General features: G+C 71.8%; 18 protein-coding genes and 2 tRNA genes. 7 read left to right on the top strand and 13 right to left on the bottom strand.

Translation table 11 applies throughout. The features are described from left to right. Positions 1 to 6: 6 nt before the first annotated feature. Positions 7 to 1,377, bottom strand: a complete 1,371-nt coding sequence (locus AB0I42_RS16370; protein ID WP_357538111.1) for a cellulose binding domain-containing protein — start codon at positions 1,375 to 1,377, stop codon at positions 7 to 9. A 252-nt stretch (positions 1,378 to 1,629) separates the two neighbouring features. Here AB0I42_RS16370 and AB0I42_RS16375 point away from each other — a divergent pair, with 252 nt between their 5' ends. After that, on the top strand, positions 1,630 to 3,180 hold the full coding sequence (locus AB0I42_RS16375) for a hypothetical protein (protein WP_357538112.1): 1,551 nt from the start codon (positions 1,630 to 1,632) through the stop codon (positions 3,178 to 3,180). Between the two features lie 78 nt (positions 3,181 to 3,258). On the opposite strand, the gene AB0I42_RS16380 is transcribed toward AB0I42_RS16375, so the two are convergent. The 6 genes from AB0I42_RS16380 to AB0I42_RS16405 form a co-directional block, all read right to left on the bottom strand. Next, positions 3,259 to 3,332, bottom strand: a tRNA-Leu gene (locus AB0I42_RS16380). Between the two features lies 1 nt (position 3,333). Then, a tRNA-Leu gene (locus tag AB0I42_RS16385) sits at positions 3,334 to 3,406 on the bottom strand. Between the two features lie 342 nt (positions 3,407 to 3,748). After that, positions 3,749 to 4,441 (bottom strand): hypothetical protein, encoded by a 693-nt coding sequence (locus AB0I42_RS16390; protein WP_357538113.1) that lies wholly within the window; start codon positions 4,439 to 4,441, stop codon positions 3,749 to 3,751. Continuing rightward, positions 4,438 to 5,265, bottom strand: coding sequence for an ATP-binding cassette domain-containing protein (locus AB0I42_RS16395; protein ID WP_357538115.1), 828 nt, complete (start codon positions 5,263 to 5,265; stop codon positions 4,438 to 4,440). The genes AB0I42_RS16390 and AB0I42_RS16395 overlap by 4 nt, the downstream gene beginning before the upstream one ends. Further along, on the bottom strand, positions 5,262 to 5,600 hold the full coding sequence (locus tag AB0I42_RS16400; RefSeq protein WP_357538117.1) for a PadR family transcriptional regulator: 339 nt from the start codon (positions 5,598 to 5,600) through the stop codon (positions 5,262 to 5,264). Before AB0I42_RS16400 ends, AB0I42_RS16395 begins: the two co-directional genes overlap by 4 nt. A 63-nt stretch (positions 5,601 to 5,663) precedes the next feature. Next, positions 5,664 to 6,575 (bottom strand): nitroreductase/quinone reductase family protein, encoded by a 912-nt coding sequence (locus AB0I42_RS16405; protein ID WP_357538119.1) that lies wholly within the window; start codon positions 6,573 to 6,575, stop codon positions 5,664 to 5,666. A gap of 379 nt (positions 6,576 to 6,954) precedes the next feature. Between AB0I42_RS16405 and AB0I42_RS16410 the strand changes: the two genes are divergently transcribed. Beyond that, the gene (locus AB0I42_RS16410) at positions 6,955 to 7,149 is read left to right on the top strand and encodes a hypothetical protein (RefSeq protein ID WP_357538121.1); all 195 of its coding nucleotides are present in this window, start codon (positions 6,955 to 6,957) and stop codon (positions 7,147 to 7,149) included. Positions 7,150 to 7,187: 38 nt separating this feature from the next. Here the strand turns inward: AB0I42_RS16410 and AB0I42_RS16415 are convergent, their stop codons facing one another. The 4 genes from AB0I42_RS16415 to AB0I42_RS16430 form a co-directional block, all read right to left on the bottom strand. Beyond that, positions 7,188 to 7,532, bottom strand: coding sequence for an ADP-ribosylation/crystallin J1 (locus AB0I42_RS16415; RefSeq protein ID WP_357538123.1), 345 nt, complete (start codon positions 7,530 to 7,532; stop codon positions 7,188 to 7,190). 88 nt (positions 7,533 to 7,620) lie between these two features. After that, positions 7,621 to 7,944: a putative quinol monooxygenase gene (locus AB0I42_RS16420; RefSeq protein ID WP_357538125.1), complete on the bottom strand. Its 324-nt coding sequence runs from the start codon at positions 7,942 to 7,944 to the stop codon at positions 7,621 to 7,623. Positions 7,945 to 8,011: 67 nt separating this feature from the next. Then, a complete protein-coding gene (locus AB0I42_RS16425) occupies positions 8,012 to 8,677 on the bottom strand; it encodes a response regulator transcription factor (protein ID WP_357538126.1) in 666 nt (221 codons plus the stop codon). After that, positions 8,665 to 9,816, bottom strand: coding sequence for a histidine kinase (locus tag AB0I42_RS16430; protein ID WP_357538128.1), 1,152 nt, complete (start codon positions 9,814 to 9,816; stop codon positions 8,665 to 8,667). The genes AB0I42_RS16425 and AB0I42_RS16430 overlap by 13 nt, the downstream gene beginning before the upstream one ends. Positions 9,817 to 9,984: 168 nt before the next feature. On the opposite strand from AB0I42_RS16430, the gene AB0I42_RS16435 reads away from it, so the two are divergent. From AB0I42_RS16435 to AB0I42_RS16450, 4 genes are all read left to right on the top strand, one after another. Next, positions 9,985 to 10,152 (top strand): hypothetical protein, encoded by a 168-nt coding sequence (locus AB0I42_RS16435; RefSeq protein WP_357538130.1) that lies wholly within the window; start codon positions 9,985 to 9,987, stop codon positions 10,150 to 10,152. 88 nt (positions 10,153 to 10,240) lie between these two features. Beyond that, positions 10,241 to 11,038: a hypothetical protein gene (locus AB0I42_RS16440; RefSeq protein WP_357538131.1), complete on the top strand. Its 798-nt coding sequence runs from the start codon at positions 10,241 to 10,243 to the stop codon at positions 11,036 to 11,038. A 5-nt stretch (positions 11,039 to 11,043) separates the two neighbouring features. Beyond that, positions 11,044 to 11,595, top strand: coding sequence for a hypothetical protein (locus AB0I42_RS16445; RefSeq protein ID WP_357538132.1), 552 nt, complete (start codon positions 11,044 to 11,046; stop codon positions 11,593 to 11,595). A 146-nt stretch (positions 11,596 to 11,741) separates the two neighbouring features. Further along, complete coding sequence (locus tag AB0I42_RS16450) at positions 11,742 to 11,966, top strand: hypothetical protein (protein ID WP_357538134.1); 225 nt, start codon at positions 11,742 to 11,744, stop codon at positions 11,964 to 11,966. 1,297 nt (positions 11,967 to 13,263) lie between these two features. On the opposite strand, the gene AB0I42_RS16455 is transcribed toward AB0I42_RS16450, so the two are convergent. Further along, the gene (locus AB0I42_RS16455; protein ID WP_357538136.1) at positions 13,264 to 13,677 is read right to left on the bottom strand and encodes a GNAT family N-acetyltransferase; all 414 of its coding nucleotides are present in this window, start codon (positions 13,675 to 13,677) and stop codon (positions 13,264 to 13,266) included. A gap of 79 nt (positions 13,678 to 13,756) precedes the next feature. On the opposite strand from AB0I42_RS16455, the gene lipB reads away from it, so the two are divergent. Then, complete coding sequence (gene lipB, locus AB0I42_RS16460) at positions 13,757 to 14,425, top strand: lipoyl(octanoyl) transferase LipB (RefSeq protein ID WP_357538138.1); 669 nt, start codon at positions 13,757 to 13,759, stop codon at positions 14,423 to 14,425. On the opposite strand, the gene AB0I42_RS16465 is transcribed toward lipB, so the two are convergent. Beyond that, complete coding sequence (locus AB0I42_RS16465) at positions 14,413 to 15,216, bottom strand: hypothetical protein (protein WP_357538140.1); 804 nt, start codon at positions 15,214 to 15,216, stop codon at positions 14,413 to 14,415. The two genes, lipB and AB0I42_RS16465, sit on opposite strands and share 13 nt — an antisense overlap. Positions 15,217 to 15,472 lie beyond the last annotated feature (256 nt).

Genomic DNA, 15,472 nt, shown 5'->3' on the forward strand with positions numbered 1-15,472 from the left:
ATCAGGTCAGGCGGTGACGCGCCCGGCGCCCGCGCCGGCCTGGACGATCGACTTCACGCTGCCCGGGGGGTCCATCGGGTACGTGTACGGGATGGCGGCGACGCCGCCGCCGGCGGTGCCGGAACCGGACCCGACGAACGTGTTGTTCCGGGCCACGATGTTGCCCAGCAGGGTGCCGTCGACGCCGCGGTGGAACGGGTCCTTGGTGTTCTCGAAATAGTTGCCCTCGACCAGCACCCCGGCCCCGAGCAGGGACCGGACGCCGTACGAGGCGACGCCGTCGTAGTAGTTGTTGAAGACGTGCACCGGGTTGCCGAAGCGGACCATCGGGTTGCGGGTGACGGTGCCGTCGAACCAGTTGTGGTGGTACGTCACCCGCAGCTTGCCGCGGTCCTGGGCGCCGTTGTCGTCGTCGTGGCCGAGCAACAGTGCCTTGTGGTGGTCGAAGATCCGGTTCCAGGAGACGGTGACGTAGTCCGACCCCTCCTTGATGTCGATGGCGCCGTCGGCGCCGTTCGACAGGGTCAGGTGGTCGATCCAGACCCGGCTCGACGCCTGGATGTTGATGGCGTCGTCGTTCCAGCCGCGGAAGGTCAGGTTGCGCACGATCACGTTGGTGGAACCCGAGATGTTGAGACCGCAGCCGACGATCGTCGCACCGGCGTTGCCGACGATGGTCTTGTTCGACCGTACGTTGAGCATTCCCGTGCACGAGATGGTGCCGGACACCCGGATCACCGCCGCCGCCGTACTCGCGGCAGCCGCGCGCAGCGCGGAGAGGTTGTCGACGGTGGTCGGGGCCGTGTTGCCGCCGCCGGTCGTGCCGCCGCCCTGGGCGGCCCAGCCGATCGGGCCGGCCGACGGCGGGCTGGTCGGTGGCGGTGTCGTGGGAGGCGGGGTCGTGGGGGGCGCGCTCGTCGGCGGCGGGGTCGTGGCGGGCGGGGTGGGGTTCACCGTCCCGGTGCAGGTCGTGCCGTTGAGGGTGAAGGCGGCCGGTGCCGGGTTGGTGACGTTGTTCCAGGTGCCGTTGAAGCCGATGTCGGTGCTGGCGTTGGTGGGCAGGGCGGCGTTGTAGCCGACGTTGGTGGCGGTGACGGTGCCGCCGGTGGCGCTGGCGGTGAAGCCCCAGGCGTTGGTGATGGTCTGCCCGGCGGGGAAGGTCCAGCCGAATCGCCATCCGTCGACGGGGTCGCCGAGGTTCCTGATGCTGATGTTGGCGGTGAAGCCGCCGGGCCACTGGCCGGTCGTGGTGTAGGTGACCTGGCAGCCGGCGGCCGCCTGGGCGGATACGGCGGTCAGCACGCCGGTGACGAGGGTGACGGTGAGAGCCGTGCCGAGAACGGCCACTACTCGTCGTCGGGTCGGGTTGCCTTTCACGTCTCGGGTCCTTCCTGGGTGTCGTGGAGCCGGTGGAGGAGACGGGCAGGGCTGGGCGACCCTCGCGGCCCGTCGGGTTGTAGACGGATCACCGACACCGACATAACAGCTTTTCCCGGCCCGGCTCGCGGGTGGAAACAGACCGATGTCCGTCACTCCACTTGGCCACAAGCGACAGTCGTGCCACGCTCCATCGCGTTTCGGTCCACCCGTCGTCCCGGACGGTGCCCGCGCGGTCGAAGGAGTCGACACATGGGAATTCGGCGCATCCTGGTCGGCACCGCCGTGGCCCTGCTCGTGACAGGTGGCATCCAGGCACCGGCGGCCGCCGACCCGACCACGGTCGCGATGCCGGTCGACGTCAACCCGTACCGGACCGGGATCGTGCTCGCCGCGGGCGAGGGCGTCACGGTGTCCGCGTCGGGTGTCATCGGCTACTGGAGCGGGTCGTTCGAATCCGGTGACGTCGTACCACCGGCCGGCCACCCGACGATCCGGCACCTCGGCAACGCCGTCGCACCGCAACTGCCGGCGCTGGCCCTGATCGGGCGGGTCGGGTCCGGCCCCTACCGCTACATCGGTGCCGGACCGACGACGCTCGGCGGCGTCGGCGAACTGGAACTGGTCATCAACGACGACGTCGCCGCCTTCCCCGACAACAACGGCACCTGGCAGGTGCTCCTCGACCCGACCGGCTTCGCCGACAGCGACGGCGACGGCGTCCCCGACGGCGAGGACCTGTGCCCCGGCACACCGGCCGGCGTCGACGTCGGCACCGACGGCTGCCCGCTGCTGATCGTGTCCGCCGGCGAGGACCGGCCCGTCGCCGGTTCCCGGACCACGAACCTCGGCGGCACGATCGTCGGCACCGCGACCGCGTCCGCCTGGCAGAAGGTGTCCGGGCCCGGCCGGGCCACGTTCGCCTCCGGCGCACCGGACACCGAGGTCGAGTTCTCCGCCCCCGGCAGCTACGTCCTGCGGTTCACCGCGGTCTCCGGCGCGGGCGGCAGCCCGAAGTCCGACGAGGTGACGGTCACCGTCCTGGACCGGTACGAGATCGAACTGAAGTCGTGGATCCCGCAGTTCTCCGTCGTCGACCCGTTCCACATCGAGCCGCTCGAACTGACCATCGCCGGCGGCGTCTGGACCGACCTCGGATCGCTGGACGTGCCGGAGGACTGCCGGCCGAAGTGGCGCAACGCCCGCATCCGGCTCGAGTCGTTCTTCTACGGCGACAACCACGTCGGCTACGGGCCGGACGGCGCCGCCCGGATCACCACGACGTTCGAGTTCCTCTGGGACGGCGCCAGCATGACCCGGCCCCGGCTGCGCGACGACCCGGCGCACAGCATCCGGCTGTGGACGTTCACGAACCTGGACACCGGCGTGATCCGCAACTGCCGCGAGTACGGCAACGAGACGGTTCCGGACCCGGCCGACTACAGCATCGACGGGAACACCTTCACGCTGTCCCACCGGCACGCCACCGACCTCGTGGCGGGCGCCCCGCCCCTGGAGGCCACCCTGGTCGGCACGTTCACCGACACCGACCTGATGCTCAGCACCGAGGTCACCGCGTTTCCCAGCCACGCCTACCGGGTCACCCGCAACGGCACCCGCCGGGCCACGAACGTGTTCGTCAACGCATCCTGCGTCGAGACGATGGGTCCGGTCGGGGCGGTCAACCTCGCCACCGGGCTGATCACCTACGTCGAGAGCGAGGGTCCGTACCTCGTGCCGCTCGTCGGTCCGCGGACGCCGAGCGACATCGCCCCCTGCCAGCCGGCACCGACCCCGCGCTAGGCCGGCGGAACCGGGCGCGAAGCACCACGCGGGGTCGTCGACGGCTGTCGACGACCCCGCGCACCCCCGATCGGGTCGTGCCCGGAGCGCGATTCGAACGCGCACTGTCGCCGTCCTAAGCGGCGTGCCTCCTGCCGTTGGGCTATCCGGGCGTGCCCTCGGCGCGATTCGAACGCGCACTGTCGACGTCCTCAACGTCGTGCCTCTGCCGTTGGGCTACGAGGGCGGGCCTTGGGGGGCGCTGAAATGAAAGCCGCCCGCTCCCGGGGTCGGGGCGGGCGGCGCGCGGATCACTGTCCCGCGCTAGCCGACCCACCGGCCCAGGTCGTCTCCGGCGAGCGGTAGGACGAGGGCCGTGGCGGCCAGTCGGGTGACACTCCCGTACATCGTCATCGCGTTCCCCTCCCTGGTCACCCCTATCCGGTGCTGACCAGTACGTTCGGGCCGGTGCCGGCCCTCGCAACGGATTAAGGAATCCACTGTGGCCGGTGTCGACGACTTGACGGGCTCCTGATCAGCCGGGCGGGACAGGCTCGCGACGTACCCGGCCTGACCGGCCGGGCGGCGTCTACCGGGACGGCATGAACTTCAGGTGTGGCCGCCGCCGCAGCCGTACGCCCGCCGCCACGGCCACCAGCGCGGTCAGCGCGACGGTGAAGACGACGCCGTGCAGCAGGCCCCGGTCGAGGTATCCGGAGTCGGTGTGGTCGATGGCGTACGTGCCGATCTCCCGGCTGAACCAGAACGGCAGCGCCCGTGACGCGGTGGCCGCCGGGTCGGTCATCATCTGCAGCCCGACCACGATGAGCAGCACCAGGGTGCCCTCGAGTTCGCGGGGCAGGACGGCGCTCAGGGCCAGCCCGAACGGTGCCGCGACCGCGACGGTCAGCAGCATCACCACGGCGATGGCGCCGTAGCGCACGTCGTGCTGGTCGACGAGGATGAGCAGGTAGTACGGCAGCGACAACAGCAGCCCGACCGTCCACAGTGCCAGGAGCCGGCCGAGGACGAGGTGCCGGCTGCCGTAACCGGACAGCCGCAGCCGTGGCTCGATGGGCCGGGCCGCGCTGCCGGCGAACAGCGCGGCGGTGCTCAGCGCCCAGCCGAGCCCGAGGCAGACGAACCGGATCGACTGGCCGAGGTGGTCGCCGCGCCGGCTGAGGTAGAAGGCGAGCGGCAGCACGGCGAGGACGACGAGCACGGTACGCCGGCGGGCGATCTCGCGCAGGGCCAGGTCCGCGGTGGTGAGGATCTTGTTCATGCGACCCGCTCCCGGTCGGGGGTCAGGTCGAGCACGATGTCGACCCGGTCGAGTTGGTTGAGCAGGTGGGTGACGACCACGACGGCGGTGCCGGCGTCGCGCCACCGCCACACCTCGTGCCAGAAATCGAGGTAGGCGCCCCGGTCGAAGCCCTGGTAGGGCTCGTCGAGCAGCAGGATGTCGGGTTCGCCGAGCCGGGCCATGACCAGGTTCAGCTTCTGGCGGGTGCCGCCGGAGAGTTGGCCGGCGAGACGGCCGCGGTCCGGCTCCCAGTCCAGCCGGGCGGCGTGCGCCCGGCCGGCCCGGCGGGCGGCGGGCCGGTCCAGGTCGCGTCCGGTGCCGATGAGGACGAAGTGCTCGTCGGGAGTGAGGAACTCGCGGGTGCCGCCGTCCTGCGGGCAGTAGCCGAGGCTGCCGTACGCGTGCACCTCGCCCCGGTCGGGGCTGACGAGGCCGGCGCAGATGCGCAGGAAGGTGCTCTTGCCGGCACCGTTGGCGCCGACGACGGCGGCGATCTGGCCGGCGCGTACGGTCAGGTTGACGTCGCTGAGGACGCGGTGCCGGCGGTAGCGCTTGCTGATCCCGCGTACGTCGAGCCGGACCGGGCCGGGTGGCGGGCGCCGCGGGGCGGGTGCGGCGGCACCGATGCTGTCGGCGACGTCACGGGCGTACGACCCCGGTGGGCCGAACGCCGACAGCGGCGGCTCTCCGCTGTCGCGCAGGTGGGTGGCCGCCTCGGCGACGACGTGCCCGGCGAGGTCGGGGCCGACGCCGTGCCGGCGCAGTTCGCCGACAAGGGCCGCCAGCCATGCATCCTGGTTCACCGCGCTGGTACCTCCCGTAGTATCGCGCCGACCCCGCCGGCGAACCGGCCCCAGTCGGCGGTGGCCTGCCGCAGCACGTCGTGGCCGGGTCCGGTGATCCGGTAGTACTTGCGGGCCGGGCCGGCTTCGCCCTCGCGCCAGTCGGCGGCGATGAGTCCGGCCCGCTGGAGCCGGAGCAGGACCGGGTAGAGGGTCCCGCCCTTGACCGGCCCGAGGCCGGCCGCCTCCAGCGCCTGCGACAGTTCGTAGCCGTACGACTCGCGCCGGGCGAGCATCGCCAGCACGCACAGGTCGAGGACTCCCCGTAGCCATTGGGCGCGCCGCTCCTGATTCACGCGCAAGAAGATAGCACGACCAGCTAGCTGGTCGTGCTATCTAGCCGCGATCGGCCGGTGACCTCAGGCGCCGGGACCGGCCGGCGGGAACGGGACCTGCGCCAGGACCGGGATCAGGGTCTCCTCCTCGTACGCCAGGTGCGTGGTCAGCTCGCTCGACATCCGGTCCAGTTCAGCCCGGAACCGCACCGGGTCGGCGGTGGCGACATCGGCCAGCAGTCCCTCCAACTCGCGGCGGATCCGGTCGACGGTCACGTGTTCGGCCCGCAGCCGCTCGATGACCGACGCGAGATGCGGATACCCCTGCTCCAGCCCGGGCAGCATGTGCCCGTCCTCGCCGGTGTGGTGGAAGTGCAGGGACTGGCAGAACGCCAGGCAGTGCTGCCGGATCTGCATCCCCAGCCCGACCGGCGGCGGCCCGTCGGTGGCGTGCCGGGCCGCGAAGTACGCGTCGGTCTCGGCCCGGGTACGCGCCAACTGGTCCCGCAGCCAGTCGTGGATCTCCATGAGCTTGTCGGCCAGGTTGGCCACCTCGCGGTCACCCGCTTCCGAGTGCACCCGGTCCAGCACCACCACCGGAATCCGCCGGCTCGTGCGGGCCTGGTAGTCGCCGTACCCGGGCTCCTGTGCGACGACGTGGGCGAAGAGCCGGTCGCGGTCGGCGCCCTGCGCGGGCACCGCGACCGCGTCGAACGTCTCGGTCCCGACCTCGACCCGGACCATCGGGTTGGCGATCAGGTTGTGGTACCAGGCCGGATGGCGGGGCGAACCACCGGCGGACGCGACGACTAGCAGCCGGTCGCCGTCACGGACGAAGCCGAGCGGGCTGATCTGCCACCGGCCGGACCTCGCCCCGGTCGTGGTGAGCAGCAGCAGGTCGCCGCCCTCGAACGGGCCGCCGACCTTTCCGCCGTTGGCGCGGAACTCCTCGACGACCGGCCGGTTGAAGTCACTGATCTGCGGTTCAGGCTGCATGTAATGCGCGGGGATTTCGGACAAGGTACTCCCTCGGTTCGAATGGACGACGGACCCCGGGGCGCGGTCGTACGGCCGGCGGCCGTACGGCATGCGGTGCTGTGCGCGGATGGCACGGACGCACGCGGGCATCCGTCGTGGGGTTGAAGATCGGGGTGCAGGCGAGCGCGGCCGGGCGTGGCACACAAGGGCCACGCCGACGTGGCGGCGTTACGCGAGCGGCGTGTGTGGACTCACGATTCGCTCCCCGGGACCTGACAGGCGCCTCCATGCAACCGCCGTCGTCAGACGGTTCGCACGCGACACGACACAGATTCTAGCGCCCGCCCGGGCAGGCTCCCAGGGCGGACGCCGGCCCGCCCCGCCTATAGTCACGGGGATGTCGCGCCGGATCCTCGCCGTACTTCTGTTGCTCGTCGCCTTCGCGGCCCTCGTGGCCCAGCGGATGTTCCCGTTCCTCGCCGACGCGCCATGGGCGCTACGGACGGCGGTGACGGTCGTCGGCGTGGTGTGTCTCCTGGTCGCGGTGAGCCTCTGGCTGCGCGGGCTCGCGGGCCGCGGGCGGGAGCGGTAGCCGGGCGCGCCCCACAAGGGGAACGCCCGGCCCCGGGCTCACCGGAACTCGTGCACGACCTCGATCAGGCCGACGATGTGCCGGTTGAACTCGTCGAGTTCCTCGGCCGGCACCCAGAGTTCGAGGATGTCGCGGCCGCCGACCTGCTGGACCGGGTAGCGGGCGGCGAACTCCGCGTCGACCTCGAACCGGGTGACGAAGCCGGCGCCGGAGGCCGGCACGTTCCAGTCCCGGGCGATCATGATGGCGTACTGCTCGTTGAGGACCGGGTAGAAGATCGGCTGGTCCGGCCGGCGCGGCGGCCACGCCGTCCAGCCCGAGGCGCGTACGAGGTCGAGCTCCTGCGGGCCGGTCGGCCGCCACAGCGTCATCGTCTCGGTCATCGCGCCCTCCTTGCCGGTCGGGGCAGGCTACCGGCCGGGCGGACGCCCGGACCAACGGTATTGACGCTGTGGCGACGGGGTGCGTCGGCTAGCTGACGGCCATCTCCCCCAGGTCGGACCAGTCGTCCTGGTCGACCGACTGGCTCACGATCTTCGGGGTGGCCTGAAGGTATGCCGGCAGGTCCTGCTGGGCCTGCCGGAAGTGCGCGGAGTTCACGTGGGCGCCGCCCGCGTCGCCGTCACGGAAGGCCTCCACAAGGACGTACTCATTGGGGTCGTCGAGGCTGCGGGACCAGTCGAACCAGAGGCAGCCGGGTTCGGCCCGCGTCGCCCGCGTGAAGGGTCCGGCGATCTGCGGCCACTGGTCGGCATGCTCCGGCTTGATCAGGAACTTCGCGGTAATGAAGATCATGCTGTCATCCTCCCCCACACCGGCCGGCGGATCAGCCCGACGTACCAGGGCGCTCGTGTCACGGCCGCTAGCGGGCGGGGCCGCGCGCCTCGCCGTGCTGGAGATAGGCCAGTACGGCGAGGACCCGCCGGTGCCCGCTGTCGCTGGGCGGCAGCCCGAGCTTGGCGAACACGTTGCCGATGTGCTTGCTCACCGCGCGTTCGGTCACCACCAGCGTCCGGGCGATCGTCACGTTGTCGCGGCCCTCGGCCATCAGCCGCAGCACCTCGAGTTCGCGCGGAGTCAGCGAGGCCAGCGGGTCGTCGCGGCGCCGGCTCATCAGCTCCGTCACCACCTCCGGGTCGAGGGCGGTGCCACCGGCGGCGACCCGCTCCAGCGCGTCGAGGAACTCGTCGACCCGGCCGATCCGGTCCTTCAACAGGTAGCCGACACCGCTCGCGCCACCGCTGAGCAACTCGGTCGCGTACGTCTCCTCGACGTACTGGGACAGCACCAGGACCGGCAGGCCGGGCACCGCCCGGCGGGCGTCGAGCGCGGCCCGCAGGCCCTCGTCGCGCAGCCCCGGCGGCAGCCGTACGTCGACGACGGCGACGTCCGGACGGTGTTCCAGGAGGGCGGGCAGCACCTCGGGGCCGTTGACGACGACCGCGACAACCTCGTGGCCGGCGGACGTCAGCAGGAGAACGAGGCCCTCGCGCAGCAGGGCGTTGTCCTCGGCGATCACCACGCGCACGGCAGTCCTATCTCGATCACGGTCGGCCCTCCGGCCGGGCTGTTCACCCCCATCGTGCCGTCCAGGGCGGCGACCCGGCGCCGGATGCCGAGCAGGCCGCTGCCGGCGGACTCGTCGACCCCGCCCCGCCCGTCGTCGCGGACGAGGATCGTCAGCGTATCCGCGTCCTTCGCCAGGCGGACCGTGGCCGTGGTGGTGCCGCTGTGCCGGGCCACGTTCGTCAGCGACTCCGCGACGACGAAGTACGCCGCCGCCTCGACCGCCGCCGCCGCCCGCGCCGGTGGCAGCCCGTCCACCTCGACGGCGACGTCCAGCCCGCTGCTGGCGGCGAGCGCCCGTACCGCGCCGACCAGGCCCCGGTCGGTGAGGATCGGCGGGTAGATGCCGCGGATCACATGCCGCAGCTCGGCGAGCGCCTGCTCGGCCTGGTCCTGCGCCTCGTCCAGCAGCTTGCGGGCGTGGTCCGGGTCCCGGTCGTACGCCCGCCGGGCGAGACCGACCCGCATCGACAGCGCCACCAGGCGTGCCTGGGTGCCGTCGTGCAGGTCCCGTTCGATCCGCCGCAGTTCGGCCCCGTGGGCCGCGATCGCGGCCGCCCGGGTCTCGGTCAGCTCGGCCACCCGCTCGGCGAGCCGGTCGTTCGGCGACGGCAGCAGCAGTGCCCGCGTCCAGGCGGCGTCGAGACCGGCGAGCCGGTCGATGACCGGCAACAGCAGCGGCGGCCGGCCCAGCAGACCGGTCCACACCCCGTCGACGAGCACCGCGAACGGCCACACGGTCAGCGCGGCGCAGGCCAGGCCCAGCCCGTAGAGCAGGTGCCACAGCAGCCAGCGCAGGTCGCGGCGGGTCCCCGGATCGGTCAGCGCGGTCCGGACCCGACCGCCGAGCGGACCGGTCAACGGCAGGTAGCGGGACGGGATCTCGACCCCGCCGTACGTCGCCACCTGGCGCCGCTTGAGCCCGGCGAGCCGGCGCAGCAGCAGCACGGTCTCCGGCAGTACACCCGCGCCGACCACGGTAAGGCTGATCATGGCGGTGAACAGGATCAGCCCGAGGAAGGCGTAGGAGACCAGGGCCAGCCCGGCGGCCCCGAAAAGGCCGTACGTGGCCCGCCCCGCCTGCTGTAACGCCGTACGCATGGGGCCAGGCTATGTGCCGGATCCGGGATTGCCGGTGGGGCGGGCTTCCCCGGCATGGTGTAGCGGGCTACACCATCGGTTCGGGAGTGGGGGCCATCGCCGGGCACTCTGGCCGGCGGCAGACTCGGACATGTCATCGCCCACCGCATTCGAGAGGAACCTGCCGCCGTGAAGAACCTGCTCTGGGTCACACTCGTCATTTCGGCCGCCGCCAACGCCGCCACCAACCTGTTCGTGCCGGGCGGGGCGGGACAGATCACACTGCAGCTCGTCACCGGACTCATCGCGGTCGGCTCGATCGCCGGCCTGGTCACCGCCCACCGCCGGCGCGCCTGACCTCGCCGGTCCGGGCCACCGCCGAGGCGGCCTCGGGTACGGCTCTCCGGGCCCCCGCGGCGGGGCCCGGACCGGTAGGTTCCCCGACGTGTACGTCGGCGACGACCCCTCGCTCTCCCCCCGCCTCCACCGGTTCCTGGCGGAACGCGCCCGGCGGCTGCCGCACACGACCGAGGCCCGCATCCGGTCCGCCGCCGCCATGACCGTCGACGGCCGCGACGAACCGGCACCCGAGGAACTGGTCACCGCGATGGTCCGGTTCGAGGAACGCTTCGGCGGGCTCCGCTACGCCGTCATCGGCAGCAACGGAATGGAGTACGGGCTCGACGGTGTGCCCACCGGCCACCACAGCCCGCTCGGACCGGCCCTCCCCGGCATCTTCGACGGCGACCAGACCTGGGGCATCGACGTCCTCGCCGACGGCAGGACCGCCATGGGACCGGGACGGTGGCCCTACCGCATCATCGACCGGTCCGTCGACCAGCGGCTGGAGAAGCACGCCCTCCTGGTTGCGGTGCGGTCCTGGCCGCACCGGACCTTCACCTGTTCCACCCCGCCGGAGGTCCTGCCGGTCGTCGACGAGGAACGGCTCCCGCCACCCGTGCCCGAAGCGACCGGGCCGGCCGACCTGTGGTGGGGCGACGACTCCACCGCCATCCAGATCACACTGAGCGGCTGGCCACCAGGACAGGACCGCTGGACCGTACGCTACTTCGCCCGTACGCCTCGGCGGGCGGCCGACGCCAACCCGACCGTCTACGCGGCGATCAGGCACGAAACCGTCCCCGCCCACTGGTGCGCACTCTGCTCTCACGACATCGCTCCGGGCACGACGTGTCCTCCGGCGCTCGACACGAACGATCGTCACCGCCGGGGCCGGCCATGACGTCGATGTCCCGGTGGCCCGTGCTCGCGCCGGTGGTCGCGGTCGGTCTGCTGCTGCTCGGCCTGGCACTCAACGCCGCGACGACCATCTACGAACTCGCGCACTGGGACGTCATCTACTACGTGCCGCCAGAGGAGGCGGCCAACCGCAACGGCCTCGTAGACCTCGTCGGCATCGTTACCCGCGAGACGTCGCTGGCCGTGTCCGGCGTCGCCGCGGTCGGCCTGCTCCTGTCGATGGTGGGGCTCGTCCGCGGCCAGCGGTGGGCATATGTGGCGACCTGCTTCCTGGTCGGCCCGTTCGTGTACTGCTGCGGCGTGGTGTTCGCCGGCGGCAGGGGCTCGTTCGAGGGGACGATGGCCGACTCGAGCGGGACCGCGCCCGTTCAGACCCTGCCGACCTGGTTCCGCGTCGGCAACACCGTCGGGCCGCTCCTGATCTTCGGCGCGGCGATCGCCGTCCTGGTCCTGCTGTTCCTCCCGCCGATCTTCCGGCGCTTCCACCCGCCGCCCGGCCGTCCCCCGACAACGGTTGACGCGCCGGCGGCGAACCGCTGACCGTTTCAGCGCCCGCCTTCTGATCCTGACCTGACCCTGCCGATGGACCTGCGGCTGCTGCTACCGGCCGACGGCGCCGACGCACGGCCGTTCGCCTGGCGGCTGCGTGTCGAGGGCAGGGACGACGCATCGACCGGGTGCTCGTGGTGGCCGCTGCGGGCGCGGTCTCGCTCACGCCCGACGGGGCCGCTGCCGTGGCGGTCCGGGTCGACGCGTTCGGCTTCGGCGAGGTGACCCTGTCGTCGGCTGCGGCGGCGTCGGTGACCGCTTGCGGCGGCGACGGCTCGGTCTCGACCACTCCGGTGCCGCCGTTGGAGAGGAATCTGTCCGGCCCACCGGGCGACACCCCTGCGACCCGGATCGTGCCGTAACAGCCGGGTTCTCGTTGCCCAACCGGAGTCGTCCGGTCGAACGAGTTGGGCAACTGGACGCTGCCCTGGTGGAGTCGGGTTGGCCAACGGGCTTCAGGTGACCGGGGGTCCCGCTCGTTGGTCCGGCAACCAGGTGGTTGCCGGGCCAACTGGTGGGCCCAGTTGGCTCCCGGTTGGGTACCTCGGTGTCGGTACTGCTGGCGTGAGGCACCTCACCGGTCCTTGTAGGACGGAAGCCGCCGGATCCGGCGGGCTCCGGCGCGTTGCCAGCGCGGGTTGCCGGCCTGCACGCAGGCGTACGAACAGCGCGGGTGGGCCGCACCGTCTCGATGCGGTCCGCTGCCAAACGAGGGAACGGTTCGACGGTCACCTGCCCGCGGCCACCGACATCACGCAGTCCGTCCGACAGACCACCACGCCCGCCTCACCGGGGCTGACCAGGGGTAGGCAAACCCCTGGGCAGGACCCTGGGCAAACCCCTGGGCAAACCCCCAGGCAGGCACTCGTCGTCACCAAAGGGCACCATCCGGCCCAACTGTGCAGGTAGCGGCCCATGATCAACGATCATGGGCCGCCCCTAAACATCCCCTCGGGGGATACTCTCCCGACCGGGGGCAGCAGCAAAAGGCCGAGAAGCACCCGGCACCGACGCGTCACCTGTCGCCGATCCCCTCCGCACGGTCCCGGGCCGCCCTGACGGCTCCGACACCGCGACCACCACAACCCGACCTACGACCAGGCCCGCCCGAAAGACACGGATGAAACCACCGCCCCGTCCGTGGACACGCACCGAACCACCCCAGCCGGCACGACAACACCCGCCAACAGGCCCCGACGGCGCCCCCACCGAGATCACCACAGCACGACCACGCTAGGCCGGTTGGATCGACGAACTATCGTGGAATCTCTCCTTCAGAGACCCACACAGCAACACCCGCACGCAGCGTGCCACCGCACACCCGTCGCACACAGCCCACCCGCACACCGCCGGTCGGCGCGACCATCCACCCCGGCAGCACGCACACACCACGACCACACCCACCCCTCAGCAACACACGCCAGCTGGCCCCGGACACACTCCGACGCACACCGCCAGCCACCACCACACACACCGACGCCGGCCGCCCAACCAGAAGCCCCCGGCGACACACACGCCCAACTCCACGACCGCCCATCAACCACGAACTCCCGCTGTGCAGCGGCCCTCACGGCACAGTCCGCGCGGCGGGGCCACCTCGGCACACCCCCGCCTCCACCGGCTGAGCGGCCGGCAACTTCGGCACGACGATCCGCCGGGTCAGAGCCGCTTGTGGAAATGGTGTTTCGCCGTCCCGTCCGGCATGCCAGGGGTGCGGCCGACCTCCCGGTAACCAAACCGCAGGTAGAAACCGGGCGCCTGGAAGGACATCGTGGCCACCACGACCCGGTCACACCCGCGCCGCCGGATCTCGTCCTCGGCGGCGGTGAGGAGGCGCCCGCCCCAGCCCTGCCCACGCAGGTCGGATGCCAGCCACAGGGACGTGATCCCGCCGCAGCCGCCCCAGGTCCAGCCGGTCAGCCCGCCCTGAAGGACGCCGTCGTCGTCGAGCAGTCGGATCGACAGCGGAGTCTGGTCGTCGGAGGCGACAGCCGCGTTGTTGATAGCGTCCAACTCGTCAGACAGGCGCTTCTCCAGCTCGGGATCTTCGGTGCCGAAGGCTAGTTCTGCCACGGCAGGAGTGTCCTACATCCACGGGGACGGAACAGGCATGAGTGTGAGCGCGCCGGGTGGTCCGGGCCGACGACGGCCCGTGGCACCGCCGCCGCTGACCCGGGTGGACCTCGGCGAGGTGCCCTACGACCGCGCGATGGCGGACATGGACGGGTGGGTACGCGAACGCCGCGAAGGGCTGGCCGGTGACCGGCTGTTCCTGCTCAGCCATCCGCCCGTGGTCACCTACGGGCGTACGACGAATCCGGCGGACCTCGTCGGCCTGCCTGCGGACGTACCGACGGTGTTGGTCGACCGTGGCGGTCAGGCCACCTATCACGGCCCCGGCCAACTCGTCGGCTACCTGGTGCTCGGCCTGCGCGAGCGCGGTCCCGGCGACGTCGTACGGTGGGTCGAACACGGCCTCGTCGCCGCGCTCGCCGATCTGGGCTTCGCCGCCGTTCGCCGGGACACGCCGCGCGGCGGCACCAGTCTCGTCGGTGTCTGGACACCGGACCATCGCAAGATCGCATCGATCGGGATGCGGGTCCGGGGCACCGTCACCAGCCACGGCTTCTCCCTCAACATCGACCCGGACATGGCCGTGTTCGACTCGTTCACCTCGTGCGGTCTGGCCGACGTCACGATCACCTCCATCAGCCGGCTCGCCGAGGAGCAGCGGGTGCCGGTGCCGTCGGACGCCGAAGTCCGCGACGCGGTCGCCCGCCACCTGGGCGCTCAGGAGCCCGGTCCGGATCAGCGGACGTAGACGACGGTCGCGTCGTCGCCGCGCTTGTTACGCGGCCAGCGCAGGCACGACGGGTCGGTCGCCTCCGCCGCCCGGACCCGCCGGATCAGCTCGGCCGGTCCGTGGCTGTCGAGTACGTCGAGCACCGCCGGCCAGTCGAGCAGCCCGAACGGGGTGACCAGCCGGGCCGCCCCGTCCGTCAGCAACGCGAACCGTCGGACCGTGTCGAGCGGCACCGACCCGGTGACGGCGTACGCCGCGGCGGCCGGATCCGCGGCGGCGACCCAGTACCCGCCGGGCCGGTTGCGCGCCGCCAGCTCGGCGTGCTTCATACGCAGCAGGGCGGCCTGCTTCTCGGCGGACCCGAACGGATAGCGGTCCGCCTCGGCACGTTCGGCCGTCGCCGTCCGGTCCACCCGGTCGTCGGTGACGACCCGAACACCGTCGGCGGTGTCGATGGCCACCGTGACGTCACCGAGAACGAGATACTCGAGCACGTCGTCGTCGAGCCGTACGACAGCCACGCCGGCCGACGGGGTGCCGGGGTGGGTCAGGTCGCACCCACGATGCCGGTCCGCGGTGGCACGGATCCCGTCGGCGAGCGCGTCGTCGAGGCGTACCCGCCGGTCGGCCGCCAGACCGGCGACCGTCGACCCGAGAGACGCGGCGTACCAGGCGACACCGTGCCAGCAGCCGGTTCCGGTGCGGGCGGTCGCCCCGTCGAGTACGACCATGAACCGGTCGGTCGCAAAGGCCCAGTCCTCGTTCGGGGTTCGGGAGGCGCCCGCCTCCGAGGCGACGTCTACTCGCACAGACAGCATCCTTCGCCGTGACACGACCGCACCACAACCTCAGCGCGGCGCTCGCGGCTGAAAGGGGGTGGGGTCACGGCTACCTGATCCAGTCCCGAGGTATACAGGGGACCCTCCCACCCACCCGTTACCTCTCAGTGAGCTTTGGTGAGCTCACGATCGGTAGTCCTGCCTTGCGGCGGGACGGTCCCGGTCTGACCGACTGGTGTCGTGCCGGGTTCACGCTTCACGGCCACCCGCCCGCGTACGCGGGTCT

This window comes from Polymorphospora sp. NPDC050346, from assembly GCF_040655695.1.
Lineage (GTDB): Bacteria > Actinomycetota > Actinomycetes > Mycobacteriales > Micromonosporaceae > Polymorphospora > Polymorphospora lycopeni.